This is a genomic window from Dyadobacter sp. BHUBP1 (assembly GCF_050587785.1).
In the GTDB taxonomy this organism is placed as follows: Bacteria; Bacteroidota; Bacteroidia; order Cytophagales; family Spirosomataceae; genus Dyadobacter.
Window position 1 is genome coordinate 414,013 of record NZ_JBOBIH010000001.1, and the last position, 21,941, is coordinate 435,953.

Annotated in this window: 20 protein-coding genes; 9 read left to right on the top strand and 11 right to left on the bottom strand. The window is 48.6% G+C overall.

What is annotated here, in order from left to right:
* Position 1 precedes the first annotated feature (1 nt).
* The 4 genes from clpB to pyrF form a co-directional block, all read right to left on the bottom strand.
* A complete protein-coding gene (gene clpB, locus ACQ4MZ_RS01670) occupies positions 2-2,605 on the bottom strand; it encodes an ATP-dependent chaperone ClpB (RefSeq protein WP_430842319.1) in 2,604 nt (867 codons plus the stop codon).
* A 123-nt stretch (positions 2,606-2,728) separates the two neighbouring features.
* Positions 2,729-3,193, bottom strand: coding sequence for a YciI family protein (locus tag ACQ4MZ_RS01675; protein WP_430842321.1), 465 nt, complete (start codon positions 3,191-3,193; stop codon positions 2,729-2,731).
* A 137-nt stretch (positions 3,194-3,330) separates the two neighbouring features.
* Complete coding sequence (lysA, locus tag ACQ4MZ_RS01680) at positions 3,331-4,560, bottom strand: diaminopimelate decarboxylase (RefSeq protein WP_430842323.1); 1,230 nt, start codon at positions 4,558-4,560, stop codon at positions 3,331-3,333.
* Between the two features lie 39 nt (positions 4,561-4,599).
* Complete coding sequence (gene pyrF, locus ACQ4MZ_RS01685) at positions 4,600-5,424, bottom strand: orotidine-5'-phosphate decarboxylase (protein ID WP_430842325.1); 825 nt, start codon at positions 5,422-5,424, stop codon at positions 4,600-4,602.
* A 98-nt stretch (positions 5,425-5,522) separates the two neighbouring features.
* Between pyrF and rfbC the strand changes: the two genes are divergently transcribed.
* Positions 5,523-6,068: a dTDP-4-dehydrorhamnose 3,5-epimerase gene (gene rfbC / locus ACQ4MZ_RS01690; RefSeq protein ID WP_430842327.1), complete on the top strand. Its 546-nt coding sequence runs from the start codon at positions 5,523-5,525 to the stop codon at positions 6,066-6,068.
* Positions 6,069-6,077: 9 nt separating this feature from the next.
* Here the strand turns inward: rfbC and ACQ4MZ_RS01695 are convergent, their stop codons facing one another.
* The 4 genes from ACQ4MZ_RS01695 to ACQ4MZ_RS01710 all read right to left on the bottom strand — a co-directional run bounded on the left by ACQ4MZ_RS01695 (position 6,078) and on the right by ACQ4MZ_RS01710 (position 9,473).
* Entirely contained in the window at positions 6,078-6,758 is a 681-nt protein-coding gene (locus ACQ4MZ_RS01695) for a type 1 glutamine amidotransferase domain-containing protein (RefSeq protein WP_430842329.1), read from the bottom strand.
* 70 nt (positions 6,759-6,828) lie between these two features.
* Positions 6,829-7,488 carry a response regulator transcription factor gene (locus ACQ4MZ_RS01700; RefSeq protein ID WP_019940293.1) on the bottom strand — a complete coding sequence of 220 codons (660 nt, stop codon included), beginning with the start codon at positions 7,486-7,488 and terminating at the stop codon, positions 6,829-6,831.
* 4 nt (positions 7,489-7,492) lie between these two features.
* Positions 7,493-8,356 (bottom strand): sensor histidine kinase, encoded by an 864-nt coding sequence (locus ACQ4MZ_RS01705; RefSeq protein WP_430842331.1) that lies wholly within the window; start codon positions 8,354-8,356, stop codon positions 7,493-7,495.
* A 715-nt stretch (positions 8,357-9,071) separates the two neighbouring features.
* The gene (locus ACQ4MZ_RS01710; RefSeq protein ID WP_430842333.1) at positions 9,072-9,473 is read right to left on the bottom strand and encodes a hypothetical protein; all 402 of its coding nucleotides are present in this window, start codon (positions 9,471-9,473) and stop codon (positions 9,072-9,074) included.
* Positions 9,474-9,960: 487 nt separating this feature from the next.
* Here ACQ4MZ_RS01710 and ACQ4MZ_RS01715 point away from each other — a divergent pair, with 487 nt between their 5' ends.
* The 4 genes from ACQ4MZ_RS01715 to ACQ4MZ_RS01730 all read left to right on the top strand — a co-directional run bounded on the left by ACQ4MZ_RS01715 (position 9,961) and on the right by ACQ4MZ_RS01730 (position 12,072).
* On the top strand, positions 9,961-10,398 hold the full coding sequence (locus ACQ4MZ_RS01715; protein ID WP_430842335.1) for a hypothetical protein: 438 nt from the start codon (positions 9,961-9,963) through the stop codon (positions 10,396-10,398).
* A 133-nt stretch (positions 10,399-10,531) separates the two neighbouring features.
* The gene (locus tag ACQ4MZ_RS01720) at positions 10,532-10,807 is read left to right on the top strand and encodes a SelT/SelW/SelH family protein (RefSeq protein ID WP_430842337.1); all 276 of its coding nucleotides are present in this window, start codon (positions 10,532-10,534) and stop codon (positions 10,805-10,807) included.
* Positions 10,808-11,065: 258 nt separating this feature from the next.
* The gene (locus tag ACQ4MZ_RS01725) at positions 11,066-11,488 is read left to right on the top strand and encodes an Hsp20/alpha crystallin family protein (protein WP_223400226.1); all 423 of its coding nucleotides are present in this window, start codon (positions 11,066-11,068) and stop codon (positions 11,486-11,488) included.
* A 254-nt stretch (positions 11,489-11,742) separates the two neighbouring features.
* Positions 11,743-12,072 carry a hypothetical protein gene (locus ACQ4MZ_RS01730; RefSeq protein ID WP_430842339.1) on the top strand — a complete coding sequence of 110 codons (330 nt, stop codon included), beginning with the start codon at positions 11,743-11,745 and terminating at the stop codon, positions 12,070-12,072.
* Positions 12,073-12,118: 46 nt separating this feature from the next.
* On the opposite strand, the gene metG is transcribed toward ACQ4MZ_RS01730, so the two are convergent.
* Positions 12,119-14,194 (bottom strand): methionine--tRNA ligase, encoded by a 2,076-nt coding sequence (gene metG, locus ACQ4MZ_RS01735; RefSeq protein WP_430842341.1) that lies wholly within the window; start codon positions 14,192-14,194, stop codon positions 12,119-12,121.
* A 146-nt stretch (positions 14,195-14,340) separates the two neighbouring features.
* On the opposite strand from metG, the gene ACQ4MZ_RS01740 reads away from it, so the two are divergent.
* Positions 14,341-15,339: an NAD-dependent epimerase/dehydratase family protein gene (locus ACQ4MZ_RS01740; RefSeq protein ID WP_430842343.1), complete on the top strand. Its 999-nt coding sequence runs from the start codon at positions 14,341-14,343 to the stop codon at positions 15,337-15,339.
* 76 nt (positions 15,340-15,415) lie between these two features.
* Positions 15,416-16,822: a tetratricopeptide repeat protein gene (locus ACQ4MZ_RS01745; RefSeq protein WP_430842344.1), complete on the top strand. Its 1,407-nt coding sequence runs from the start codon at positions 15,416-15,418 to the stop codon at positions 16,820-16,822.
* Here the strand turns inward: ACQ4MZ_RS01745 and ACQ4MZ_RS01750 are convergent, their stop codons facing one another.
* Positions 16,823-17,941, bottom strand: a complete 1,119-nt coding sequence (locus ACQ4MZ_RS01750) for a glycosyltransferase family 4 protein (RefSeq protein WP_430842346.1) — start codon at positions 17,939-17,941, stop codon at positions 16,823-16,825. It lies immediately after the preceding gene.
* A gap of 90 nt (positions 17,942-18,031) precedes the next feature.
* On the opposite strand from ACQ4MZ_RS01750, the gene ACQ4MZ_RS01755 reads away from it, so the two are divergent.
* On the top strand, positions 18,032-19,324 hold the full coding sequence (locus ACQ4MZ_RS01755; RefSeq protein ID WP_430842348.1) for a M16 family metallopeptidase: 1,293 nt from the start codon (positions 18,032-18,034) through the stop codon (positions 19,322-19,324).
* A 115-nt stretch (positions 19,325-19,439) separates the two neighbouring features.
* Here ACQ4MZ_RS01755 and ACQ4MZ_RS01760 read toward each other — a convergent pair whose 3' ends face one another.
* A complete protein-coding gene (locus ACQ4MZ_RS01760) occupies positions 19,440-20,681 on the bottom strand; it encodes a M16 family metallopeptidase (protein WP_430842350.1) in 1,242 nt (413 codons plus the stop codon).
* A gap of 139 nt (positions 20,682-20,820) precedes the next feature.
* On the opposite strand from ACQ4MZ_RS01760, the gene ACQ4MZ_RS01765 reads away from it, so the two are divergent.
* A complete protein-coding gene (locus ACQ4MZ_RS01765) occupies positions 20,821-21,939 on the top strand; it encodes a tetratricopeptide repeat protein (RefSeq protein WP_430842352.1) in 1,119 nt (372 codons plus the stop codon).
* Positions 21,940-21,941 lie beyond the last annotated feature (2 nt).

Below are 21,941 nucleotides of genomic sequence, written 5' to 3' on the forward strand. Positions count from 1 at the left end.
ATTATATTTCTACGCCTCCGACGTTTTCGAAGACCAGGTCGCCTTTCGAGTCGAGCTCCATCATGATCACCGAATCTTTCGCAACCTGTCCGCTCAAAATGCCTTTCGACAATTCATTCAGGATTCTTCTTTGAAGTACCCTTTTCAGCGGACGTGCACCGAATGCCGGGTCGAAACCGTCTTCACCGAGCTTGGTAAGCGCCTCGTCGGTCGCATCGAGCGTAATACCCTGCTCTTTCAGCATGTGCTGAATGCCTTTGAACTGGATATCCACGATTTTGCGAATGTTTTTCAGCGTCAATGGTTCGAAGAGTACGATCTCGTCGATACGGTTCAGGAACTCGGGTCTCACCGACGCTTTCAGCAAATCGAGTACGGCCTGCTTGGCTTCCTCGATGATCAGCGTATGGTTCCAACCTTCGTCCTCCGCGAATTTCTCCTGGATAATGTGGCTGCCGATGTTCGACGTCATGATAATGATCGTGTTCTTGAAATTCGCCACGCGACCCTTATTATCGGTCAAACGACCTTCGTCGAGCACCTGGAGCAGGATATTCCACACATCCGGGTGCGCCTTTTCGATCTCGTCGAGCAGGATTACGCTATAAGGTTTGCGACGCACGGCTTCGGTAAGCTGGCCGCCTTCATCGTAGCCCACGTATCCCGGAGGCGCGCCCACGAGGCGGCTTACGGCGTGGCGTTCCTGGTACTCGCTCATATCGATCCGCACCATGGCATTCTCGTCGTTGAACAGGTACTCGGCCAGCGTTTTCGCCAATTCGGTTTTACCTACACCTGTCGGGCCGAGGAAGAGGAAGCTGCCGATAGGCCGTTTCGCATCCTGCAAACCTGCGCGGCTGCGGCGTACGGCATCGGATACCACTTCAATAGCCTCATTCTGGCCAGCTACACGCTGGTGCAAATGCTCTTCGAGTTGCAGCAGCTTTTCGCGGTCGCTTTGCAGCATTTTGCTGATAGGTATACCGGTCCATTTAGCCACTACTTCGGCAATATCTTCCGGCGTAATTTCTTCCTGCATCAGGCTTTCCGCATGCTCCGATTTTTGAAGTTCTTCCAGTTTGGCCTGGACCTCGGGAATGCGGCCGTAGCGGATCTCAGCAACCTTACCGAAATCGCCCGAACGTTCGGCCTGTTCGGCTTCAAGGCGCAGCTGCTCGCTTTGTTCTTTCAATGCACGCACCTCGTTTACCTTACCCTTCTCGTTTTCCCATTGGGCTTTCAGGGTATTGCGTTGCTCGCTGAGGTCGGCGATTTCTTTGTTAAGGACAGTTTCTTTATCCTTATTATTTTCACGACGGATCGCTTCGCGCTCAATTTCGAGCTGCATGATGCGGCGGTTCAGCTCGTCGAGTTCCTCGGGGACGCTATCCATTTCCAGCCGGAGCTTGGAAGCGGCTTCGTCCATTAAGTCGATCGCCTTATCGGGCAGGAAACGGTCGCTGATGTAGCGGTTCGAAAGCTCCACGGCAGCAATCACTGCGTCGTCCTGGATGCGGACACCGTGGTGCAATTCATATTTTTCCTTAATACCCCGCAGAATGCTGATCGCATCGGAAATATTGGGCTCATCTACCATCACAGCCTGGAAACGACGTTCCAAAGCCTTGTCTTTTTCGACATATTTCTGGTATTCTTTCAGCGTTGTAGCACCGATCGCGTGCAATTCTCCGCGTGCCAATGCCGGTTTCAGCAAGTTGGCAGCATCCATGGCGCTTTCGCCACCGCCACCCGCACCGATCAGCGTGTGGATCTCGTCAATGAAAAGTACAATCTCGCCTTCCGAATCGGTTACCTCTTTGATAACGGCTTTCAGCCTTTCTTCAAATTCACCTTTGTATTTCGCACCCGCAATAAGCAAACCCATATCAAGCGATACGATCGTCTTCGATTTCAGGTTTTCGGGAACGTCGCCCTGCACGATACGTTGGGCCAATCCTTCCACGATCGCGGTTTTACCCACACCCGGTTCACCGAGCAGGATCGGGTTATTTTTGGTACGGCGGCTCAATATCTGTAATACTCGCCTGATCTCTTCATCACGGCCTATCACCGGGTCAATTTTACCGGCTTTGGCCAATTCATTCAAATTTTTGCTGTACCGTTCCAGGGAGCGGTATTTGGCTTCTGCGTTTTGATCTTTCACAGGGTTATTCTTTCCTCTAAGTTCTTTGATTGCATTGATCAGTTCCTTTTCCTTGAATCCCAGCTCCTTCATCATGGTGGCTGTGGAATCTTTTCCGCTGAGTATACCCAGAATCAGCAGCTCGATGCTGATGAATTCGTCTCCGAATTCTTTCAGATAATTCTGAGCCTTGCCACTGGCAGCGGCCATATCGTTGCCCAGGTAGGGCTGTCCCCCGCTGACACGCGGGTATCCATCCAATATCTTTTGCAAACGGTTGTTGAGTACGTCTGCACTGATATTGAGTTTGTTAAGTAGAAATTGTGACGTATTCGGATCCTCTTCCAAAATGGATTTCAACACGTGCCCCGTTTCAATGGCCTGCTGCTGGTTGCCCTGGGCCATTTGGGCGGCGTGCTGGATAACCTCCTGCGCCTTGATAGTATATTGGTTAAAGTTCATGGCGTTGATCGCTTTATTAATGGTACAACCGAAACTGAAAAATGGTGTGCCGACGGATTAAATCGGAAATTTTGTCTCAAAGAAGTGACGTAGTGCGATTGTTTCGGACAAAATGGCAAGAAATCAATGGGTTTTCTTCTCGATCTTCTTGTGGATTTCGAGCGTTTCGGACAGGGCGGCGGAGCCATACCACATCAGTAAATCCATATCGAGCAGTTTCGCTTGCACGGCCGGGTCGGTTTCAACAAGTTTCCGGCCTTCCTCGATAGAGTCTGCATTGAGGATGAAAATGCCGCGGTACTTATCATTTTTGAAGAACGGGCCTGCTACCACAAGCTTTCCGGTCTCGGCCAGGCGGTTGATGTTCTGCATATGCCCTGCAAAGGCACTGTCCGATCTGCTTTTGGGAACGTTTGTCGCGCTGCCGGTTTTGAGGAAAACCATCACATACTTTTTCATACCATATTCATCCGCATTGAGCTTTTTGGCCAGCGTGGAATCGTAGGCGGAGTTGGCGGACTGGGCAATGCCATCATGGGAAATGGCCGAGAGGCAAGTCAGGAGGAGTGTGGCGTACAGTGTTTTCATTCGTCATCTGTTTAAGTATAGGTTAATGACTAAATGTATTGAAATTTTGACTGAAAAGGAATGCACGTCGGTACCAAAAACAAGAAGCTGCACAGGTACTTTTGTGCAGCTTCCATCGATGTATTTGTAGCTAATTCTTAAAGGTCGGTTTGCGTTCTCAACAAATCCTCCATCGTTTCGCGGCGGCGCACCAACTTCGCCAGGCCGTTGTCGATCAGCACTTCGGCCGGACGGAAGCGGGCGTTGTAGTTTGAACTCATCGTCAGGCCATAGGCGCCCGCATTCAGGAACGCCAGCACATCGCCCTTACGGACTTCCGGAAGCTCACGATCGGTCGCGAATGTATCGGTTTCGCAGATATAGCCTACCACATTATAATGCTTCAACTCGCCTTTCGGATTTGAAATATTGAGAATGTGGTGGTAAGAACCGTACATCATCGGCCGGATCAGGTGGTTCAAGCCCGAATCGACATGTACGAAGTTACGCGCCGGGTCTTCTTTTACCACGTTGGTCGTTACAAAAAGAAAGCCCGATTCGCTCACCAGAAACTTGCCCGGTTCAAACCAGAGTTGCAACTCGCGACCATATTCCTGGCAGAAGGTCTGGAATCGTTTCGAGATCTTTTTACCCAGTAAATCCATATCGGTAATGGCGTCGCCTGGCAGATAGGAAACTTTGAAACCGCCACCCAGGTCTACCACTTGGAGGTCCGGGAAATGTTTCGCGGTTTCGAAAAGGATATCGGCCACTTTCAGGAACGGCTCAGCGTCTTTAATGTCCGAACCGGTGTGCTGGTGCAGGCCGATTACTTTAATATCGTATTTTTTGATCACTTCCAAAATCTGATCCAGGAGCAGCACCGAAATGCCGAATTTGGAGTCGGCATGAGCCGTCATGATCTTGGTATGCCCGCCCGCAGCCACATTGGGCTTAATACGGATCATGCAAGGTTTGGTATTGCCATAAGTTTGTCCAAACCATTCGAGCAGCGGGATGCTGTCGACGTTTACAATGGCGCCGGCTTCCACCGCCTCGCGTACTTCTTCGAAGTCCACACCGCTGGGCGTAAAAGTGATTTGGCCGGCATCGTAGCCTGCCATTTTCCCCATTTCAAATTCGCCCGGTGACACCACATCCAGTTCCACCCCGATTTCGCGCATCAGTCGCAGCACAGCCAGGTTGGTATTGGCCTTGCAGGCATATTTGATCTTCATATTCACTCCGGCAAATGCATGTTGCAGCTCGGCCGCCTTTCTGCGGATGGTCGCTCCGTCGTATACATAAAGGGGGCTTCCGTACTGGTTAATGAGCTGGACAGGGTCGATTCCCTGGATAGAATAGGGGTAATGGTCAGAAAGTTGCATTTTGTGATATGGCGGTAGTGACGTGCCGGAATGATTGGATTACAAATATTTGTCGAGATAAATGGCCATTTCCTGTTGCAGCGCTGCTGCTTCGTGCTTCGCTTTTTCGGCGAAATCGGTACCATTGCCGGCATAGATAATGCTGCGCGATGCGTTCACGAGCAATCCGCAACTCTTGTTCATGCCAAACTTTGAAACCTCTTCCAGGTTGCCGCCTTGCGCGCCTACGCCGGGTACGAGCAGGAAATGATCAGGTACAATAGCGCGTATTTTCTGGAAATCAGACGGATGCGTGGCGCCTACCACGTACATCATGCGCTCCGCGCCTGCCCAGGTCTGCGATGTACGAAGCACGTTTTCATATAATGTATCGCCTTCGACGTCGAGCCGTTGGAAATCGGCACTGCCGGGGTTGGAGGTCAATGCGAGCAAAATCACCCATTTGTCTTGGAATGCAAGGAACGGCGTCACCGAATCGCTGCCCATGTAGGGAGCCACGGTGATGGAATCGAATTCGAGGCCGGAAGAGGATTTGTCGAAAAACGCGCGGGCATACAGGCCCGACGTGTTACCGATATCACCGCGTTTGGCATCGGCAATGGTAAAATGGCTTTTAGGAATGTACTCGACCGTCTTTTGAAGGCTCTCCCAACCTTTTGGTCCCAGCGCTTCGTAAAATGCGATGTTGGGTTTGTAGGAAACGCAATAGTCGGCGGTGGCGTCGATGATCTGCTTATTGAATTCAAAAATCGGATCGTCGGTTTTCAACAAATGCGCCGGGATTTTCTGGATATCGGTGTCCAAACCCACACACAAATAGGACTTTTTGGTCGAAATTTGCTGGAAGAGCTCTTGATAAGTCATGATTTTGTAAATATTGCGGCGAAATTACAACCTCTTCCAATAGATTCATAAATTTGCCCCAACATTAAACTTTGCTCCAACCAAGACATAACCACAATATGCAGATTAGAGAAACTTCCATTGCCGGTCTAGTTGAAATATTCCCAAGGGTCTTCGGTGACGACCGTGGGGTATTCTTTGAATCGTATAATGAGGAGACATTTAAAAAACTCGGTCTGCCCGTAAACTTTGTTCAGGATAATCAGTCGTTCTCCAAAAAGGGTGTGGTAAGAGGTTTGCACTTCCAAAACGCGCCTTTTGCGCAAGGCAAACTTGTTCGTGTGATCTCGGGCAGGGTACTGGATGTGGCTGTGGACATCCGTCCGGATTCCCCGACATTCGGCAAGCATGAAGTATTTGAACTGAGCGGGGAGCAAAACAATATCGCTTATATTCCCGAAGGTTTCGCGCACGGGTTCGCAGCTTTGGAAGATTCTATTTTCAGCTACAAATGCACCAACCTTTATAATAAGGAATCCGAGTCGGGCATTCTCTGGAACGACCCCGATTTGAATATCGACTGGGGAGTTTTCGACCCGATCGTTTCGGAAAAAGATCTCATTCTGCCGACTTTCCGTTCACTTTTCGGTGAGTTGATCAAGTAAATCCGGCATCTATTTTTCAAAAAGTTCTTCGAGCGCTTTCGACGCTACTTTCCGGGCTGAATGTGAATTTTGCCCGGTAATGAGCCGTTCATCCATTTCAATGAATTCCACAAAAGGGATCATCGCTTTGGTGTAATGCGCGCCGCGTTCCTTCAATTTGTCTTCGAGGTAAAAAGGTACTTCGCTTACAAAGCTCACCAGCGCCTCTTCGACGTTGGAGTAGCCGGTCACATATTTGTCCTGGATGAGTAATGTGCCGTCGGATAGCCGGACGTTGAGCAACCCGCAAACGCCGTGCGCAACGGCCGTGACCATGCCATTTCGCTCATAAATAGCTTTCGCGATGTTTTGCAGTTCGGTATTATCAGTAAAATCCGACATCGCGCCGTGGCCGCCTGCGAAATAGATCAGCCGGTAGTCGCTGGGGTTAATATCCGATGGTTTAAGAGAATCCTGAAGCCTCGCACGGAAAGAGGCATCTTCCCAATACCGCGCATTGCATTCGTCTTTCAGATCGAGGCTTCTTTCATCCACAGGGATGCCGCCGCCCAAGGGGCTCACGATGTCCATCAGAATGCGCCTTTTTGCCATTAAGTCGTAAAAGTGCGTCAGTTCATTCAGCCAGAGACCTGTTTTAGAGGTTTTGGTCGGATATGAGTCGTGGTTGGTGCAAACGATCAGGACTTTCATAGCTATACATAGAATGGCTCCGGGAAATATAATATAAACCCCGGAAGTTTTCACCATGAAAGCGTTAGGCTTAGCTTAGCAGCTGGTTTTTGTAGGCGAATGCCACTGCGGCTGCGGTACTTTTTGTTCCGGTTTTTTCCAAAACCCGCAACCGGTGCCCTTCGACCGTGCGCACGCTGATGAACAGTTTGTCGCCGATTTCCGTCGTGGAGAGTCCGTCGCAGATCAATTGCAATACTTCTTTCTCGCGGGAGGAAAGCGCCACATTACACGCATTCGGGAAGAATGGATGCTTGTTGACCTGCCGGTTCACCATTTTGCGGTGCATGGCCTTGGAAACGAAGTCGTTGTAGTAAAAGCCTTCTTCATGCACCCTTCTGATCGCTTTTTCGACTTCATCGGGGCTGGTATCTTTCAGCAAATAACCTTGCACGCCCTTTTCGAGCATGTGTATCACGAAACGATCCTCGTTGTACATCGAAACGACGATGATTTTGATGTTCGGAAAGCGTTCGAAAGCAGCTTCGGTAGCCTGAATGCCATCCATAACAGGCATTTGCAGGTCCATGAAAACGATGTCAGGCGTGTTGGCGGGCAGGCGGTCCAGGAGTTCCTGGCCGTTGCCGGCTTCCAGTACGAATTCGAAGTCGGGAATGCCGCTCAGCATGGAGATAAACCCCTTTCTGAATAGTTCGTGATCGTCGGCGATTCCTAGTTTAAGGGTGCTCATAGCATTAAATATTCACTCGTTCCCGGCGGAATGGATGTAATGGTTCAGGTTTATTACCGGATGCCGGGTTTACCGGAATCCTCGCGATGGCGCTGGAACCGCCCTTGGCCGGCTGTTCGTACTGGACTGTTCCATTCACAATAGCCAACCGGCTTTCGATTCCAAGCAAACCCAGCCCGGCCAGGTTGCTTTCCTTTATTTTTTCCGGGTCGAAACCAACGCCGTTGTCAGTTACCCGCAAACCTATCATTTCTTCGTCGATTTCCAGCACAATATCGATTTTTGTGCAGCTCGCGTGCTTAATAGCATTGTTGACCAGCTCCTGCATAATGCGGTAAAGCGTCAGTTCCAGTTTCTGGCCCTGACGCGGAAATTCCTCCGTATTTGACTGAAAAGCAATGATCAGATTATTATCCTCTTCGAGCTTATGGATAAACTCCTCGATCGCCTCCATCAGCCCGAACCGTTCCAGTGTCGTCGGTACCAGGTCGCGCGTAATGCGCCGCACGTGCAGGATCGTCTCTTCCACAAGCGACTGCGACTTCTTCATAATGCTTTCCTCCTTCTCATCGCCCGAGTTGGCTACCAGCTTACTCAACTGATTGAGACTTAACTTTGTCAACGATAGCATCGTGCCGATGTCGTCATGCAAATCCTGCGCAATCCTTCGTCGTTCTGTTTCTTCGGAGTTCAGCGCGGTATCAAGGAGCAGGCGGTTGTAGTTTTTCTCGATCTCGCTGATACGTTTTTCTTCCTCGAACCTTTTTTTCTGGTAGTACATCACAAATGCGATCATGCAAAACGCCATGGCCAGCATAGCCATGGAGGCTATCAAAAGTGCCCACTTTAGTTCTTCGCTATTTTGCATAATTCCTTGATGAAAAATTATAAATGCCTACGCTGAAAAGCAAGGCGCATAGAATTTCAAAAATACTTGGGATCACTTCAGTTATCCCAAGGTCAGTGTGGTTGTTCCATGTGTATACATAATGCAGGACTGGTGCTAAGAATATCAAACTCGAATAGTAAAGTAGCAGTCCTGAACATACCCAGAAGAATGGGAATGTCAACAAGTTAGGTATTTGCAGTGATTTAATGATCTCATAGAAATAAAGTAGAATGAGTGAAATCATCAAAACGCCTTCGACTGTCTTAGCATATAGGACTAGTCTGTGCTCGTTCAGATTGCCCAAATTTTCATTGGAATTAAATATATCCCAAATACTAAATAGGAACACGCCTAAGATGGAGGTCAGAACGAACCCCTTCTGAGCCTTTCCTGTAAACTGGAAATAGAACATCCCGCCCAATAATGCGTAAAAAAGCGGGATGCTAATGTTGTATAGTATCAGATTGTTCGTTCTGGTGGAAGCCAGGTGAAGCATGACTACGTCGATGATCAGCTTGCATATCAGATAGCAGAAAAGCAACCGCAAAGATTTGTCCACGTACGCTTTTCTGGTTATAGTGAGTGTTAATGGTAATACTGTGACAAATACTGCAATAGAAGAAATAGGATTATTGACAATATATGCAAAGTGGTTATCGAACATACATTAATCGATTTTCGAACTTTCCTGTTCCTAACATTGGCGCGGGCAAAGTGGGCCGCCTGTCATGGCCTCGCCACCCGTTGGCATATCTTTCAAGCCGCCCAGTTGTGCAGTCCGGATAATGTCCTTGCCCTCAGCATCGACAGGAACCAGAACAAGTCTTGGGGTTGGTTTTTTTGATTTGTTTGTTTTTGTGTCGCCGTCCTCTTCCTCGTCTCGCAATCCGTAATATACTCTGAATCCCACACAGTTGTCACCATGCAGTTTAATCAGCTCGTTGAATGTGTGAATGCCGAAGAATTCGGCCTTCACGTAGTTTTCGCCTTTGTCGGTGAAGTAACGTTCCCTCTTTTGATGTGGAATGGTAAGCTCCTGGGCTTCTGACGCTGAAATCAGTCGACCCTCCCGACCTGTAAATCTCTTGCTGTCCATAGTTTTAATTAAAGTATAACAATTAATCAATGTAAATGTAAATAGAGAGGCAGCGAAGGGCAAGCCAACCATTTGCAATTGATTTAACGGTCAGTTTGTAACTAATTGTAAATCAATTCAATTTGTTCTTGAGTTCTGAAAATCACGTAAATTTACGTACCGGATTCGGGCATTAATACGGTGTCATATTTGTAAGCTTACCCATGTTTGAAATCGAGGATTTTTGCGCTAAAATGCTTGTATGCAGTGCTGTACATTTGTAAAGCGTTAGGGAAGACTTTTCAAAGCTTTCTCATCAAGATTAAAGGGTTAGGTTATATTCGAAAGCCGCGAGGGGTGTCCTTCGCGGCTTTTTTTGCCGTCAGATAATTGAAATGGGTTGATGGGCTATTTGTTTTGGGTTGTGCTAGTAGAGTGAGTTATTATGTGTATGGTAAACGGCTGTTTATCAACGCAAAACTATCTATTCATTTAATCAATTTTATCGATGAAAAGATTTCTTATCTCAGCTATCTGTGTGGTAACCTTGACCTGGGCTTGCCAGAAAGAGGATGAAAAGGTAGCCCCTAATGGCAAAAAGAGTACAATGTTAACCGCCGAGGAACAACTAGTCGCGGATCGAATGGGAGCTATGATACCGCTTTCGGAATTCGAAAAAATGAAGGAGAGGTTTCAAAAAGATGTCGGACCGGAAGAGACAAGAGCTGTTTCCTATGGCAAAACCGTTTTGGAGAAGGTGTTATCACAGAAAGGATGCGTGGGCATTCGATTTTACTTTGCAAAAGATAAGAATGGGAAGCAAACTCTGGTTTTTATCGGAGTGGATAAAAATGGGAAAGATATCACCGCCCCTGCAAACGCGAAAACACAAGAAGATCCGACGCAAACGGCGGGAGAGGGGCCTATTTGTCCTAGGCTGTGCTAACCACTGGTGATAAGGTCAAATTTACTTCATACACAGTTGATATTTTGTTGTAGCCGCGAGGGAATGTCCCTCGCGGCTTTTTTTGATTCTTTGCCTGCAATGCCGATTTTTGGTGTTTGTAGCAAAGGAAGATATGAAACCAACCATAGAAATCGAATACTGCCCCAAATGCGGCTGGCTGTTGAGGGCGGCCTGGATGGCCCAGGAGCTGTTGACCACTTTCAGCGATGATTTACATGCCGTGCAACTACGGCCCTCGGAGGTCGCGGGGCGGTACACCATCATGCTCGGCGAAGAGCTGGTTTGGGATAGAAAGCGGGAAGGCCACTTCCCTGAACCGAAGGAAATCAAACAGCTGGTGAGGGATATTATTGCGCCCGATCGTAGCCTTGGGCACAGCGACCGCTGACCGGATATTGGCATTGAAGGGTGTCATTTTGGCGCAGTTGTGTAGCCGAGGCTGTTATTTTGGCATTCTTTTCTCTGCTCTAATATCGCGGAGAAAGAACGGGGAGGTAAAGTGCACCGATTTGCCTCAATAGCTGGTTATAAGCAAATAAGAGACGTTTCCACACCTCACCGTCCATCACATTTTTGTCCGAAAACGATCTTTGGCACGCAGTTTTTCGTTAATAAGTAAAACTTGTGAACCTAAAACGCGATAGCTATGGAAAGCAAACTAAAAATACCCCGGGAGATGTTGATGAATATAGATTTTATCAACACAGTAAACGGTGGAATGAGTGAGCCCTCTATTAAGCTTGACAAAGGGTCGGACGGTTTCGAAGTAGTTGTGAAAATTCCAGGCATCGAGGTTGAGGATCTTCAATTGGAGGTTGTAAAAGGCAAGAGGAACTCAAATAACTTAAAGCTTTTCCACTTGCTGCCCATATTTTCACAGGAAAATTTGCCCGACGAAGAGCAGTGGAAGACAATCCGTTTCATCAATACCTTCGTCATCCCCGACGGAGTAGATATAGACAATATATCAGCAAGGTACGACGACGGTCGTCGTCAGTTGGTTCTGTTCCTTCCTTTCGGAGATGAACAGGGCGATTATCACCGCAAGGTAGATATCGAACGTTGGTAAAAATATCGACAGATTATAAAGAAGCCTGGCCAATTAACCGGGCTTTTTTGTTGCTCAGGAGCCCGTCCGTGCGCTTTTTCGACAAATTCTACGAAGTAAATAGTGGTGGTATTTAGTATTAATCCGGGTAGTGGTTGTACGCTTCCAATAGAATGCATTAAGATTGAGTAAAGATTCCACACTTTTTCAAAAAAGGAATTACATATCTGTATCTTGCACTATTAATTCCCTTAGTGCTCGTCAATCTCAACGTTATGAAAAAGTCTAATATTTTCGCTTTTATTGAGCTTACCAAGTTGGTCGAAGAACTCAAAGTTGACCAGTCCAAACTAAGGCAGAAGCTGAAATCGCAGTCAGCCTACTTCAATATTATCGAACCGCGGTATTTTTCAGAAGGATTGGTTGGGGAGTGGGAAAGCATTCTCAGCGTAATCAAGCAGAAAGGTGCCAAAGTGAATGAAGAGGGCCGTGTGGTGTCGAATGCCGTGAGCAACACGATCGACCACCTGACCGACAAGGAGTGTTTGTCGCTGGTTGAGCGGGTTAACTCGATCTACGACTCGGTGAGAAAAGAGTTTCAGTAAAAAAGGGCCCTGCATGGTACTCCGCCGATGCAGGGCCGTTGTATTGTTAGTTGACGGTCCCGCCGTTCCAGACATCTTTGCCCGGTTGGACGAATGCGAGGCTGCCGTCGCGGTCTTCGGCCATCAGGATCATTCCGTGGCTTTCCATTCCCATCATCTTTCTCGGGGCGAGGTTGGCCAGGTATAACACCTTTTTGCCGACAATCTCTTCAGCTTTGAAATGCTCGGAAATTCCACTTAAAACGGTGCGTTGCTCCGCACCTATGTCGACCAGCAGTTTCAATAGCTTCTTGCTTTTAGGGACATTCTCGGCCTCGAGGATGGTCGCTATACGGATATCCATTTTAGTGAAATCATCATATTGGATTTCAGGTTTGACAGGAAGTACAGTTTTGCCTTCCAGCTCATTCTGGCGTTTGGCATCGTGAAGCTTCTGCACCTGTTTTTCGATCACGCTGTCTTCTATTTTTTCGAAAAGCAGTTTGCCTTCCAAAACAGGTTGGCCTATGGTCAGAAGATCCGCATTACCTGCATCCTGCCAGTTTTTGCCCGATAGGCCCAGCTGCTCCTGAATTTTAGCCGAGGTAAATGGCAATACCGGCTCGGAAACGATCGACAGCGTTGCTGAAATCTGCAATGCGATATTTAAAATCGTATTCACACGCTCCGGATCGGTTTTGATCGCGTGCCATGGCTGGGTATCTGCCAGGTATTTGTTTCCTGTACGGGCGAGGTCCATGATCAATGAGAGCGCTTCGCGGAAACGGTAATTTTCCATCGAATCGGCTATCCTCGCCGGGAATGCGGCCAGTTCGTCGAGCGCGGCGCGGTCGATGTCCTGCAACTCGTCGCGTTGAGGCACTTTGCCTTCGCAGAACTTCTGAGTAAGCACCACGGCGCGGTTAATGAAATTCCCGTAAATGCCCACGAGCTCACTGTTATTGCGGGTTTGGAAATCTTTCCAGGTGAATTCGCTGTCTTTGGTTTCGGGCGCATTCGCGGTAAGCACGTAACGTAAGACATCCTGCTTATCGGGAAGTTCTTCCAGGTACTCGTGCAGCCACACGGCCCAGTTGCGCGAAGTCGAAATTTTGTCGCCTTCGAGATTCATGAACTCGTTGGCGGGAACATTATCAGCCAGGATGTAATTACCTTCGGCCATCAGCATAGCCGGGAAGATAATGCAGTGGAAAACGATATTGTCTTTCCCGATGAAATGCACAAGCTTGGTTTCACCCTCCGACGCATCCTTAGCCGGCTGCCACCATTTTTGCCAGCCTTCGTCGGTGCCATTCTTTTGGATTAACCAGTCTTTGGTGGCAGAAATATAGCCGATAGGCGCTTCGAACCACACATAAAGTACTTTGCCCTCGGTATCTTCCACGGGTACCTTAATGCCCCAGTCGAGGTCGCGGGTCATCGCGCGGGGTTTCAAACCGTCTTTCAGCCATGACTGGCATTGCCCGAAAACGTTCGTTTTCCATTCGGAATGACTGTTGACATACGCCTCGATATCCGGCTGCATTTTGTCGAGCGGCAAATACCAGTTTTTGGTTGCTTTCAAAACTGGCTTAGCGCCTGAGAGCGTCGAGCGCGGGTCTTTCAGTTCCAACGGGCTTAATGTAGAACCGCAGCGCTCGCATTGATCGCCGTAGGCATTGGGGTTTGCACAAACAGGGCAGGTTCCTACAATGTACCGGTCGGCGAGGAACTGTTGCGCGGTTTCATCATAGTATTGCTCGGTCGTTTCCTCGATGAACACCTTTTTGTCATACAGATCCCTGAAAATTTCGCGGGAAGTTTCGTGGTGAACAGGCTTGCTGGTGCGCGAATAGATGTCGAACGAAATACCCAGCGATTTGAACGAGGCGTCGATCTGCTCGTAATATTTATCGACTACCTGCTGGGGTGTGAGGCCTTCTTTTTTTGCGCGGATGGTAATAGGTACACCATGCTCGTCGGTACCGCTGATAAACGCCACTTCCTTACCGGAGGAGCGCAGGTAGCGAACGTATATATCGGCAGGTACATAACAGCCCGCCAGGTGGCCGATGTGGATCGGCCCATTGGCGTAGATCAACGCTGCTGTGACGGTATATCTTTGGGGATTTGAAATCGGCATTTGAATTCAGGGATTTGGTTCAATCATTGGAGCCTGGCCTGGCTCCCCGGTGTGGCCGGGGTGTAAAATTAGTAAAAAGGCTTGCAATGGTGTGACAAACTACTTTTTTACTGCGAACTTTGACCCAAACAATTTGTTTTGCTTACATGAAAGTACTCATTACCGGTGCGACGGGCTTGGTGGGCAGTGCAGCAGCCAGAAAGTTCTTGTCGGAAAATCATGAAGTATTCGCGCTGGTGCGTCCTGGAGCGGACAAGCGCCTGCTCGCGGACGCACAACCTAGACTAACGTGGGTGGAAGGTGACATTCTTGATTTACTTTCCCTCGAAAAAGCCATCGAGGCGATGGATTACGTGGTCCACACTGCTGCTGTGGTGTCCTTTGTGCCACGCGACCGGAAAATGATGTATAAAGTGAATGCGGAAGGGACCGCCAATGTGGTGAATGTGTGTTTGAAATACCGGACACGAAAACTGGTGCATGTGAGCAGCATTGCCGCCATCGGCCGCCCTGATCCGCGCAAACAGGCAACCGGCGAAGATGTGGTTCTAAGCGAGGAGCAACGCTGGGAGGATTCACCTGAAAATTCGGAATATGCCAAAACCAAACATATGGCCGAGCTCGAAGTGTGGCGTGGCATTGCCGAAGGTCTCCATGCCGTGATCGTGAACCCCACTATTATCCTCGGCGAGGGTGATTGGGAGAAGAGCAGTACGCAGCTTTTTAGATACGTATATAGAGAAAAGCCATTTTATACCGAGGGCATCGCGAACGTCGTGGACGTAGTGGATGTGGCCGAAATCGTGTACCGCCTGGCCGGCTCCGACATTACCGGCGAGCGCTTTCTGCTCAACGCGGGGAGTATTTCCTACCATAATTTGTTCAATATGATGGCAGATAAAATGCACCGTAAAAGACCGTCGTTTAAGGTTGGTGCCGGGTTGGCAGGAGTGATATGGCGTGTGGAAGCGGTGCGGACCTGGCTGTTGGGTACGAAGCCATTGATTACCAGGGAAACGGCGCAATCAGCCGCCAGAAAATTCAACTATGACAATGGCAAAATCAGGAAAGCATTGGATTTTCAATTTAAGTCGATTGAGGAAACGGTGTCCCGCATTAGTGAAAGTTTGATCAGGAGGATTTGAAATCCGGGGAATTATTTTATAACTTTCTTTCATTAACAGTGGTGCATTTGCCCTCGATTCTAACCTAGCGGTTCGTATGATGGAGAAAAATTTTGGTGAAAGGAAGGATTATATGAAGGAGACACTGCTCAGGTTCGAAAGAATGCTGAAAACCAGCGAGCCGGTCTTTTTTGATTTGGACACTTACGAAAAGGTTACAGTACATTACATAGAAAAGGGGGATTGGGAAAAAGCTTTCAAAGCTTGTGAAATGGGCCTGTCGGATTACCCCTATTCGCTCGACCTGCTACTAAGCATGGTTCAACTGCACGCCAACCGCGGCGAGCATGAATTAGCCCTCGAAATATTGGAGCGTGCATCACTCTTTCACCCCGGCGATATCGAGATTTCTTTCATGCAGGTGGCGGTAGCCAACATGATGGGAGAATATGAAGAGGCGATCGAAATCCTCGAAATCTTGCTTGGCAGGGTAGAGGACAGGGATGAGATCTATTTCCAGATCGGGCAGACCTACCAGAATTGGGGCAAGTATGAAGATGCGATCAAATACTATAAACGGTCGCTTCGCAATAATCTGAATAACGAGAATGCGCTTTACGAACTGGCTCATTGCCTTGACCTGGTAGGCCAGCTGGAAAGCCATTTGGGATATTATAACGACCTCGTCGATCGTGATCCGTTCTCGCATCATGCGTGGTATAACCTCGGGATTGCATTCAGCAAGCTGGAACGCCATGAGGATGCCGTGCACGCCTATGAGTACGCGACGCTCATTAAGGATGATTTTGCTTCTGCATTCTTCCAGTTGGGTAACTCTTATATGAACCTGGAAAAGTACGAGGACGCCAAAATCCAATACCTGCGTGCCATTGAGCTGGAAGGCGACCAGCCGGAGACATGCTGCTGCCTGGGGACCTGCTATGAGAAGTTGGGCGAATTTGAAACGGCCATTAAATACTACCGCCAAACCGTCAAACTCGACAGCCAGTGGGATGATGGCTGGTATGGTCTCGGTATCTGTTTCAGCGAGCTGGGCCGTTGGTATGAAGCGGTCGGTTTTCTCCGGAAAGCAATCCAGATCACCGAACTGAACCCCGATTATTGGTTGGCGCTGGCAGAAACCGAATTCAAAGTCGGTAATGTCGTTTCGGCATTTGAAGCATTTGAAAAAGCGGCGGAAATAGAGCCTTCCAATCCTGATATCTGGCTCAAATGGTCGTATGTGCTGTTCGAGCAAGGCAACTATGCCCGGGCTTGTGATTTGCTGCAAGCGGCGATCGATGAAATGTCCGAAGAGGCGGATTTGTATTACCGAATGGCCGTTTATCAGATCCATGCGGGACAGTACCGTGAAGCGTTGGTGAATCTCGAAATCGGTTTGACATTGGACTACGACGGCCACGAACAGCTTTTTGACTTCTTCCCGGACCTGGAAAAACAGAAAGCATTGTACCGCATTATCGAACAGTATCGCGAGAAATAATCAGTTAAGGCTTTCGTAAAGCTGGACAAGCTGCCGGGCAATGTGTTTACCCGAAAATTGTTGAACATGCTCCCGGCCAGCTTCTGATAGGGTATTCCGAAGATGAACATCAGTGACCAGTTTTTGTAACTGCTCGCTGATGTTTTCTATTTGATAGGGATCTGCATAAAGACCACCCGGTCCACCCGCTTCTTCCAGGCAGGAGCCTTTTGCGGCTAATACTGCGGTCCCGCTGTGCAGAGCCTCCACAATGGGGATACCAAAACCTTCATATATCGAAATGTAGGCAAACACCTCCGCCGCCTGGTATAAGGCTGGCAGATGCGGTGTGGACACGTTATGCAATAGTAGCACACGATCTTCGAGCTTCAATCGCTGGATCGTCTCTTTGATTTTTGACAAATAGCCGGTTGGTTTTCCTACCAATACCAGTTTGAAATCATGGTCTTTCAATTGGGCAAACGCTTCTATCAGCCGGTGCTGGTTTTTGCGTTCTTCCAGCGTGCCTACGCAGAGTATAAACGGCCCTTTTATGCCATAATCAGCACAAATGTGGTTGCGTTCCGCTAATGCGAGCTGTTGTTGAAATACCGGATTGCAATCCTGGTAGATGACTTTGATTTTAGCATTATCCACACCGTACAGCTCGATCAAGTCGCGGCGCGTCTGATCGCTCACGGCCACCACCGAGTCGGTGCGCTGGCAGGCGGACTTAAACTTGTGCCGGTAAATGGCACGGTCGATGGGTTTGAATAAATGCGGTAACCTCTCAAAAATGAGGTCGTGGATGGTAACCACCGATCGTATGCCAGCGGATTGGAGGCCTTGGGGGATTTCGTTGCTCAGGCCGTGGTAAATGCCGATACGATCATCGCGCAGCTGGCGTGTCATGAGTGCATAACGCCAATACGCGGAGAGCTTTTGATCAATGATACCTTTCGGGTAACGGATTGAGCCGCTGGGAAATCCGTCGAACAAGTGCCGGTTATTTTTCGGGGTATAGGCGAGGTATTCGTGGCCGGGTTCATGCCCCCTTAATGCGTCGAGGACGAAGCGGCTGTAATTTCCCAGACCTGTTTTATTGGCAAACGCTCTTTTAGCGTCGAATCCGATGCGCATAATGTGTAACTACAAGGCTTTCCGGGCAAAAGTCTGTATTTTTGCGGATACCACCGAAAATTATTGGTGGCTATTTTGTGTTACAAAGGAATGAAGAGAAACAATGTCCGCAAACGGGCTAACCCCAAAGCATCCTCCCTTTCAACAGCCGAAGAATATCAGATACACACGCTGGCCAACGGGATCCGCATTGCACATAAGCAGGTTCCTTACACGCAAATAGCGCATTGCGGCATTATGCTGGATATCGGCAGCCGCGATGAATTACCTCATCAGCAAGGCCTTGCCCACTTCTGGGAGCACATGGCTTTCAAGGGCACTGAAAAGCGAAGTTCCTACCACGTGATCAACCGGCTTGAAAACGTCGGCGGCGAGCTGAATGCCTATACTACCAAAGAGAAAATCTGCTTTCACGCCTCAGTACTCGACGATCATTTCGAGAAGGCGATGGATTTGCTGGCCGATATTACTTTTCACTCCGTGTTTCCCGATAAGCAGATCGAGCGGGAGCGAAATGTGATTTTGGAAGAAATGTCGATGTACGTCGATTCGCCCGAGGACGCCATTCAGGATGATTTCGATCAGCTGATTTTTCCGGACCATGCGTTGGGTGCTAATATATTGGGTACGGCCGAGACGGTTAATTCGTTTGGCCGGGAGCAGTTATACGAATTTATCAACCATAATATCGACACCGAGCGCATTGTAGTGTCGTCGGTGAGCCGGTTGCCGTTTTCGAAAGTAGTCCGCATTGCCGAAAAGTACCTGGGCGGCGTGCCGCATCGCACGACCAGCAGGGAACGTAAGGCGCCGTTGATTTACACGCCTGTGCGTCAGGAACGCGAGCGTCCGATCCAGCAGGCACAAGTGGCGATGGGCCAGCCTGCCTACGCATTGCTCGATGAGCGCCGTTTGCCGTTTTTTATGCTGGTGAATTTGCTCGGAGGGCCCGGAATGAACTCGCGGTTCAACCTGTCGTTGCGTGAAAAGTATGGTTTTGTGTATTCAATCGAGGCAAATTATACGCCTTACCTCGACACCGGATTTATGGGTATCTTCTTCGGCACGGAGAAGAAACAGCTGAATAAGAGCATTTCTCTGATTAACAAAGAATTGAAACGCATTCGGGAAGTGCCTTTGACCACGCTTCAACTGCATCAAACCAAAGTGCAGCTCATGGGGCAGTTAGCCATGTCGGAGGAAAGCAATATGAGTTTTATGCTCATGATGGCAAAAAGTATTCTCGACACCGGTAAGGTCGATTCGCTGCCGGAGATTTTCGGGGAGATCGAACAGATCACCGCCGCCCAGTTACAGGAAATCGCGATGGAGCTATTCAACGAGCAGAATTTCAGTTATCTGACATTTCTGCCAGAGGAATGAAATTATACCTCGCTGTCACGCGAAGTCGAAGGGCAAATGCGTGATGCAAATGCCCTTCGACTTCGCTGACAGCTTAATCATATTTAATACATTCTCTTTTTGCTTATATCTCATCCTATTTCGCTTCGGCGCGGTAATACATTGTTGACGTATTCTCAGGCCTTAGAATAGTTTTCGCTGCATTGTTAATATCATCCGGAGTGAGCGCTCGGATGATGTCAGCATCGGCATTGGCCCAATCTACATTGCCGGCGTTGGCGGCAAATGCGAGGTTCATTGCCCGGTTGAGCAATTCTACTTCCGAGAAGGCCAGGGACGCCTCCGATTGGTTTTTTACTTTGGTTACTTCTTCTTCCGACGCACCGTTTTCAACGATTTCCTGCAAAATTTCGGTCACTGCAGCGTCTGCTTCTTCCAATGTAACACCGGGATTCAGGTTTCCTTTAATCATTAGCAGTCCCGGATCCAGCGAAGAGATAATGCTGCCGCTCACACTGTTGAACAGTGCGCGTTCTTTCAGCAATTTCTGATACAGGCGTGAAGATTTTCCTCTTCCCAAAACGTCACTAAGCAAATCGCCTGCGTAAAAACCATCATCATACCGTCCAGGCATGTGGAAAACCTTGATCAGCGAATTAAGCGGCACATTGGCGGAAGTTTCGAGGAAACGGGCTTCGGTTTGCACCGGTTCCGCAGGCAGATTGCGGACGTAAGCTGGGCCGGCCGGGATCCCGCCAAACCATTTTTCGGCTAATCTCTGCACTTTTTCGAATGACACGGCACCTGCAACGACCATTACTGCATTGTTGGGGCGGTAGAAACGGAAGAAGAAGTCCTGCACATCATCCATGGTAGCGCGTTCGATGTGACCGATGTCCTTCCCGATCGTCGCCCAGCGATAGGGGTGTGTTTTGTAGGCTAATGGCCGTAATTTCAGCCATATATCGCCATACGGCTGATTCAGATACCGCTGTTTGAATTCCTCGATCACGACCTTGCGCTGGACTTCGAGCACATTCGGGTCGAAAGAAAGGCTTAACATCCGGTCCGATTCCAGCCAGAATGCCGTTTCTACATTATCTGCCGGCAATGTGATGTAGTAGTTGGTAATATCCGGGGACGTAAAAGCATTATTCTCGCCGCCAACGTTCTGAACAGGGATGTCGTAACTGGGAATGTTTTTGGAGCCGCCGAACATCAAATGCTCAAACAAATGGGCAAAACCGGTGCGTTCTTCGTCCTCGTCCCGCGAGCCCACATTATACAGGATATTTACCGCAGCCATGGGTGTTGAAAAGTCTTCGTGGACAAATACCCGAAGGCCGTTACCCAAAGTAAACTGCTTGTAGCGAATCATATTTTATCAAAAAGGAAGTTGAATAGAGAGTATATGCCCAAAATAAAACCGGGGGCCGAAACCCGCGCATTCAATTATGGGTTATAAACAAAGCTACTGTTCAGCTGGGATACCACCAAACCAATTTGAGTTGAAAGCCATGCAAATTACACTTCGTTCCTTGTGCCTGGGGATTTTACTTGCCCTTTGTTCTATCCAGGCCAATGCCCAATTGCTGAATGACCCCGCCTCATTAAAAAACATCCAGAATAGCCTTGACAAGATTTACAATTACGAATTCGATGAGGCAGTCCAGTTCATCGATCAGGTAGAGAAAAAGTATCCCAACCATCCGGTTTCCTACATCCTGGACTCATTCATCCTCTATTGGAAATACCTGCCGATCAAAGATAATCCGGCCAAATCCAAAGAGTATATCCAGAAACTTGATCAGTGTCTGGAAGCGATTAATAAGCGGTACGGAAAGAACAGTACCGATCCCGAAGCTGTGTTTTACACGATGGTAGCGCGCGGTTATATGGCGATGATGTACAATTACCGCGGGGAGATGATGGCTGCGGCGGGTGAGGGTAAAAAGGCCTATAATGCATTTGTGGAAGGATTCAAACTGATGCATAAGAACCCGGAATTTTACTTCACATCCGGGATGTATAATTATTATGTGGAAGTGTATCCGGAAGAACATCCGATCGTCAAGCCTTTACTGGTGTTTTTCAAAAATGGAGACAAAGCGCTGGGGCTGAAACAGGTAGATACAGCTACAAAAGTCGGGACGATTACGAAAGCAGAATCATGCTATTACATCTCTCACATTTACCTGAAATACGAATCAAAGCCTGAGAAGGCCGCTTTTTATATGGAAAAGCTGGTGAATATGTACCCGCGAAACCCTATTTACCTGATGAAGCATTTGGAAGCGCAACTGCTCTCAGGCAAATACGACGAGGCATATGAAGGCTTGCAGCTGCTTCGGAAACAAGGTACTGGTTTTTACCCGGTTGCCTGGCGGACATTTCAGGGGATTTTGGAAGAAAAAGACCGCAAAAACGACGCCGCCGCGCAAAAGGAGTATCTGGCAGCCCTCAAAACGCCTCACGACGATCAATACACGAAAGAATATCATGCATTTGCCTATGCCGGACTCGCGCGCATTTCTGCGCGGGCGGGCAACAAGGCAAAAGCCAGGGAGTATTACAAAAAATGCCTTGGCAAAGCCGAATATCGTTCGATTGTCCGGGAGGCCAAGGCATTCAAATGATG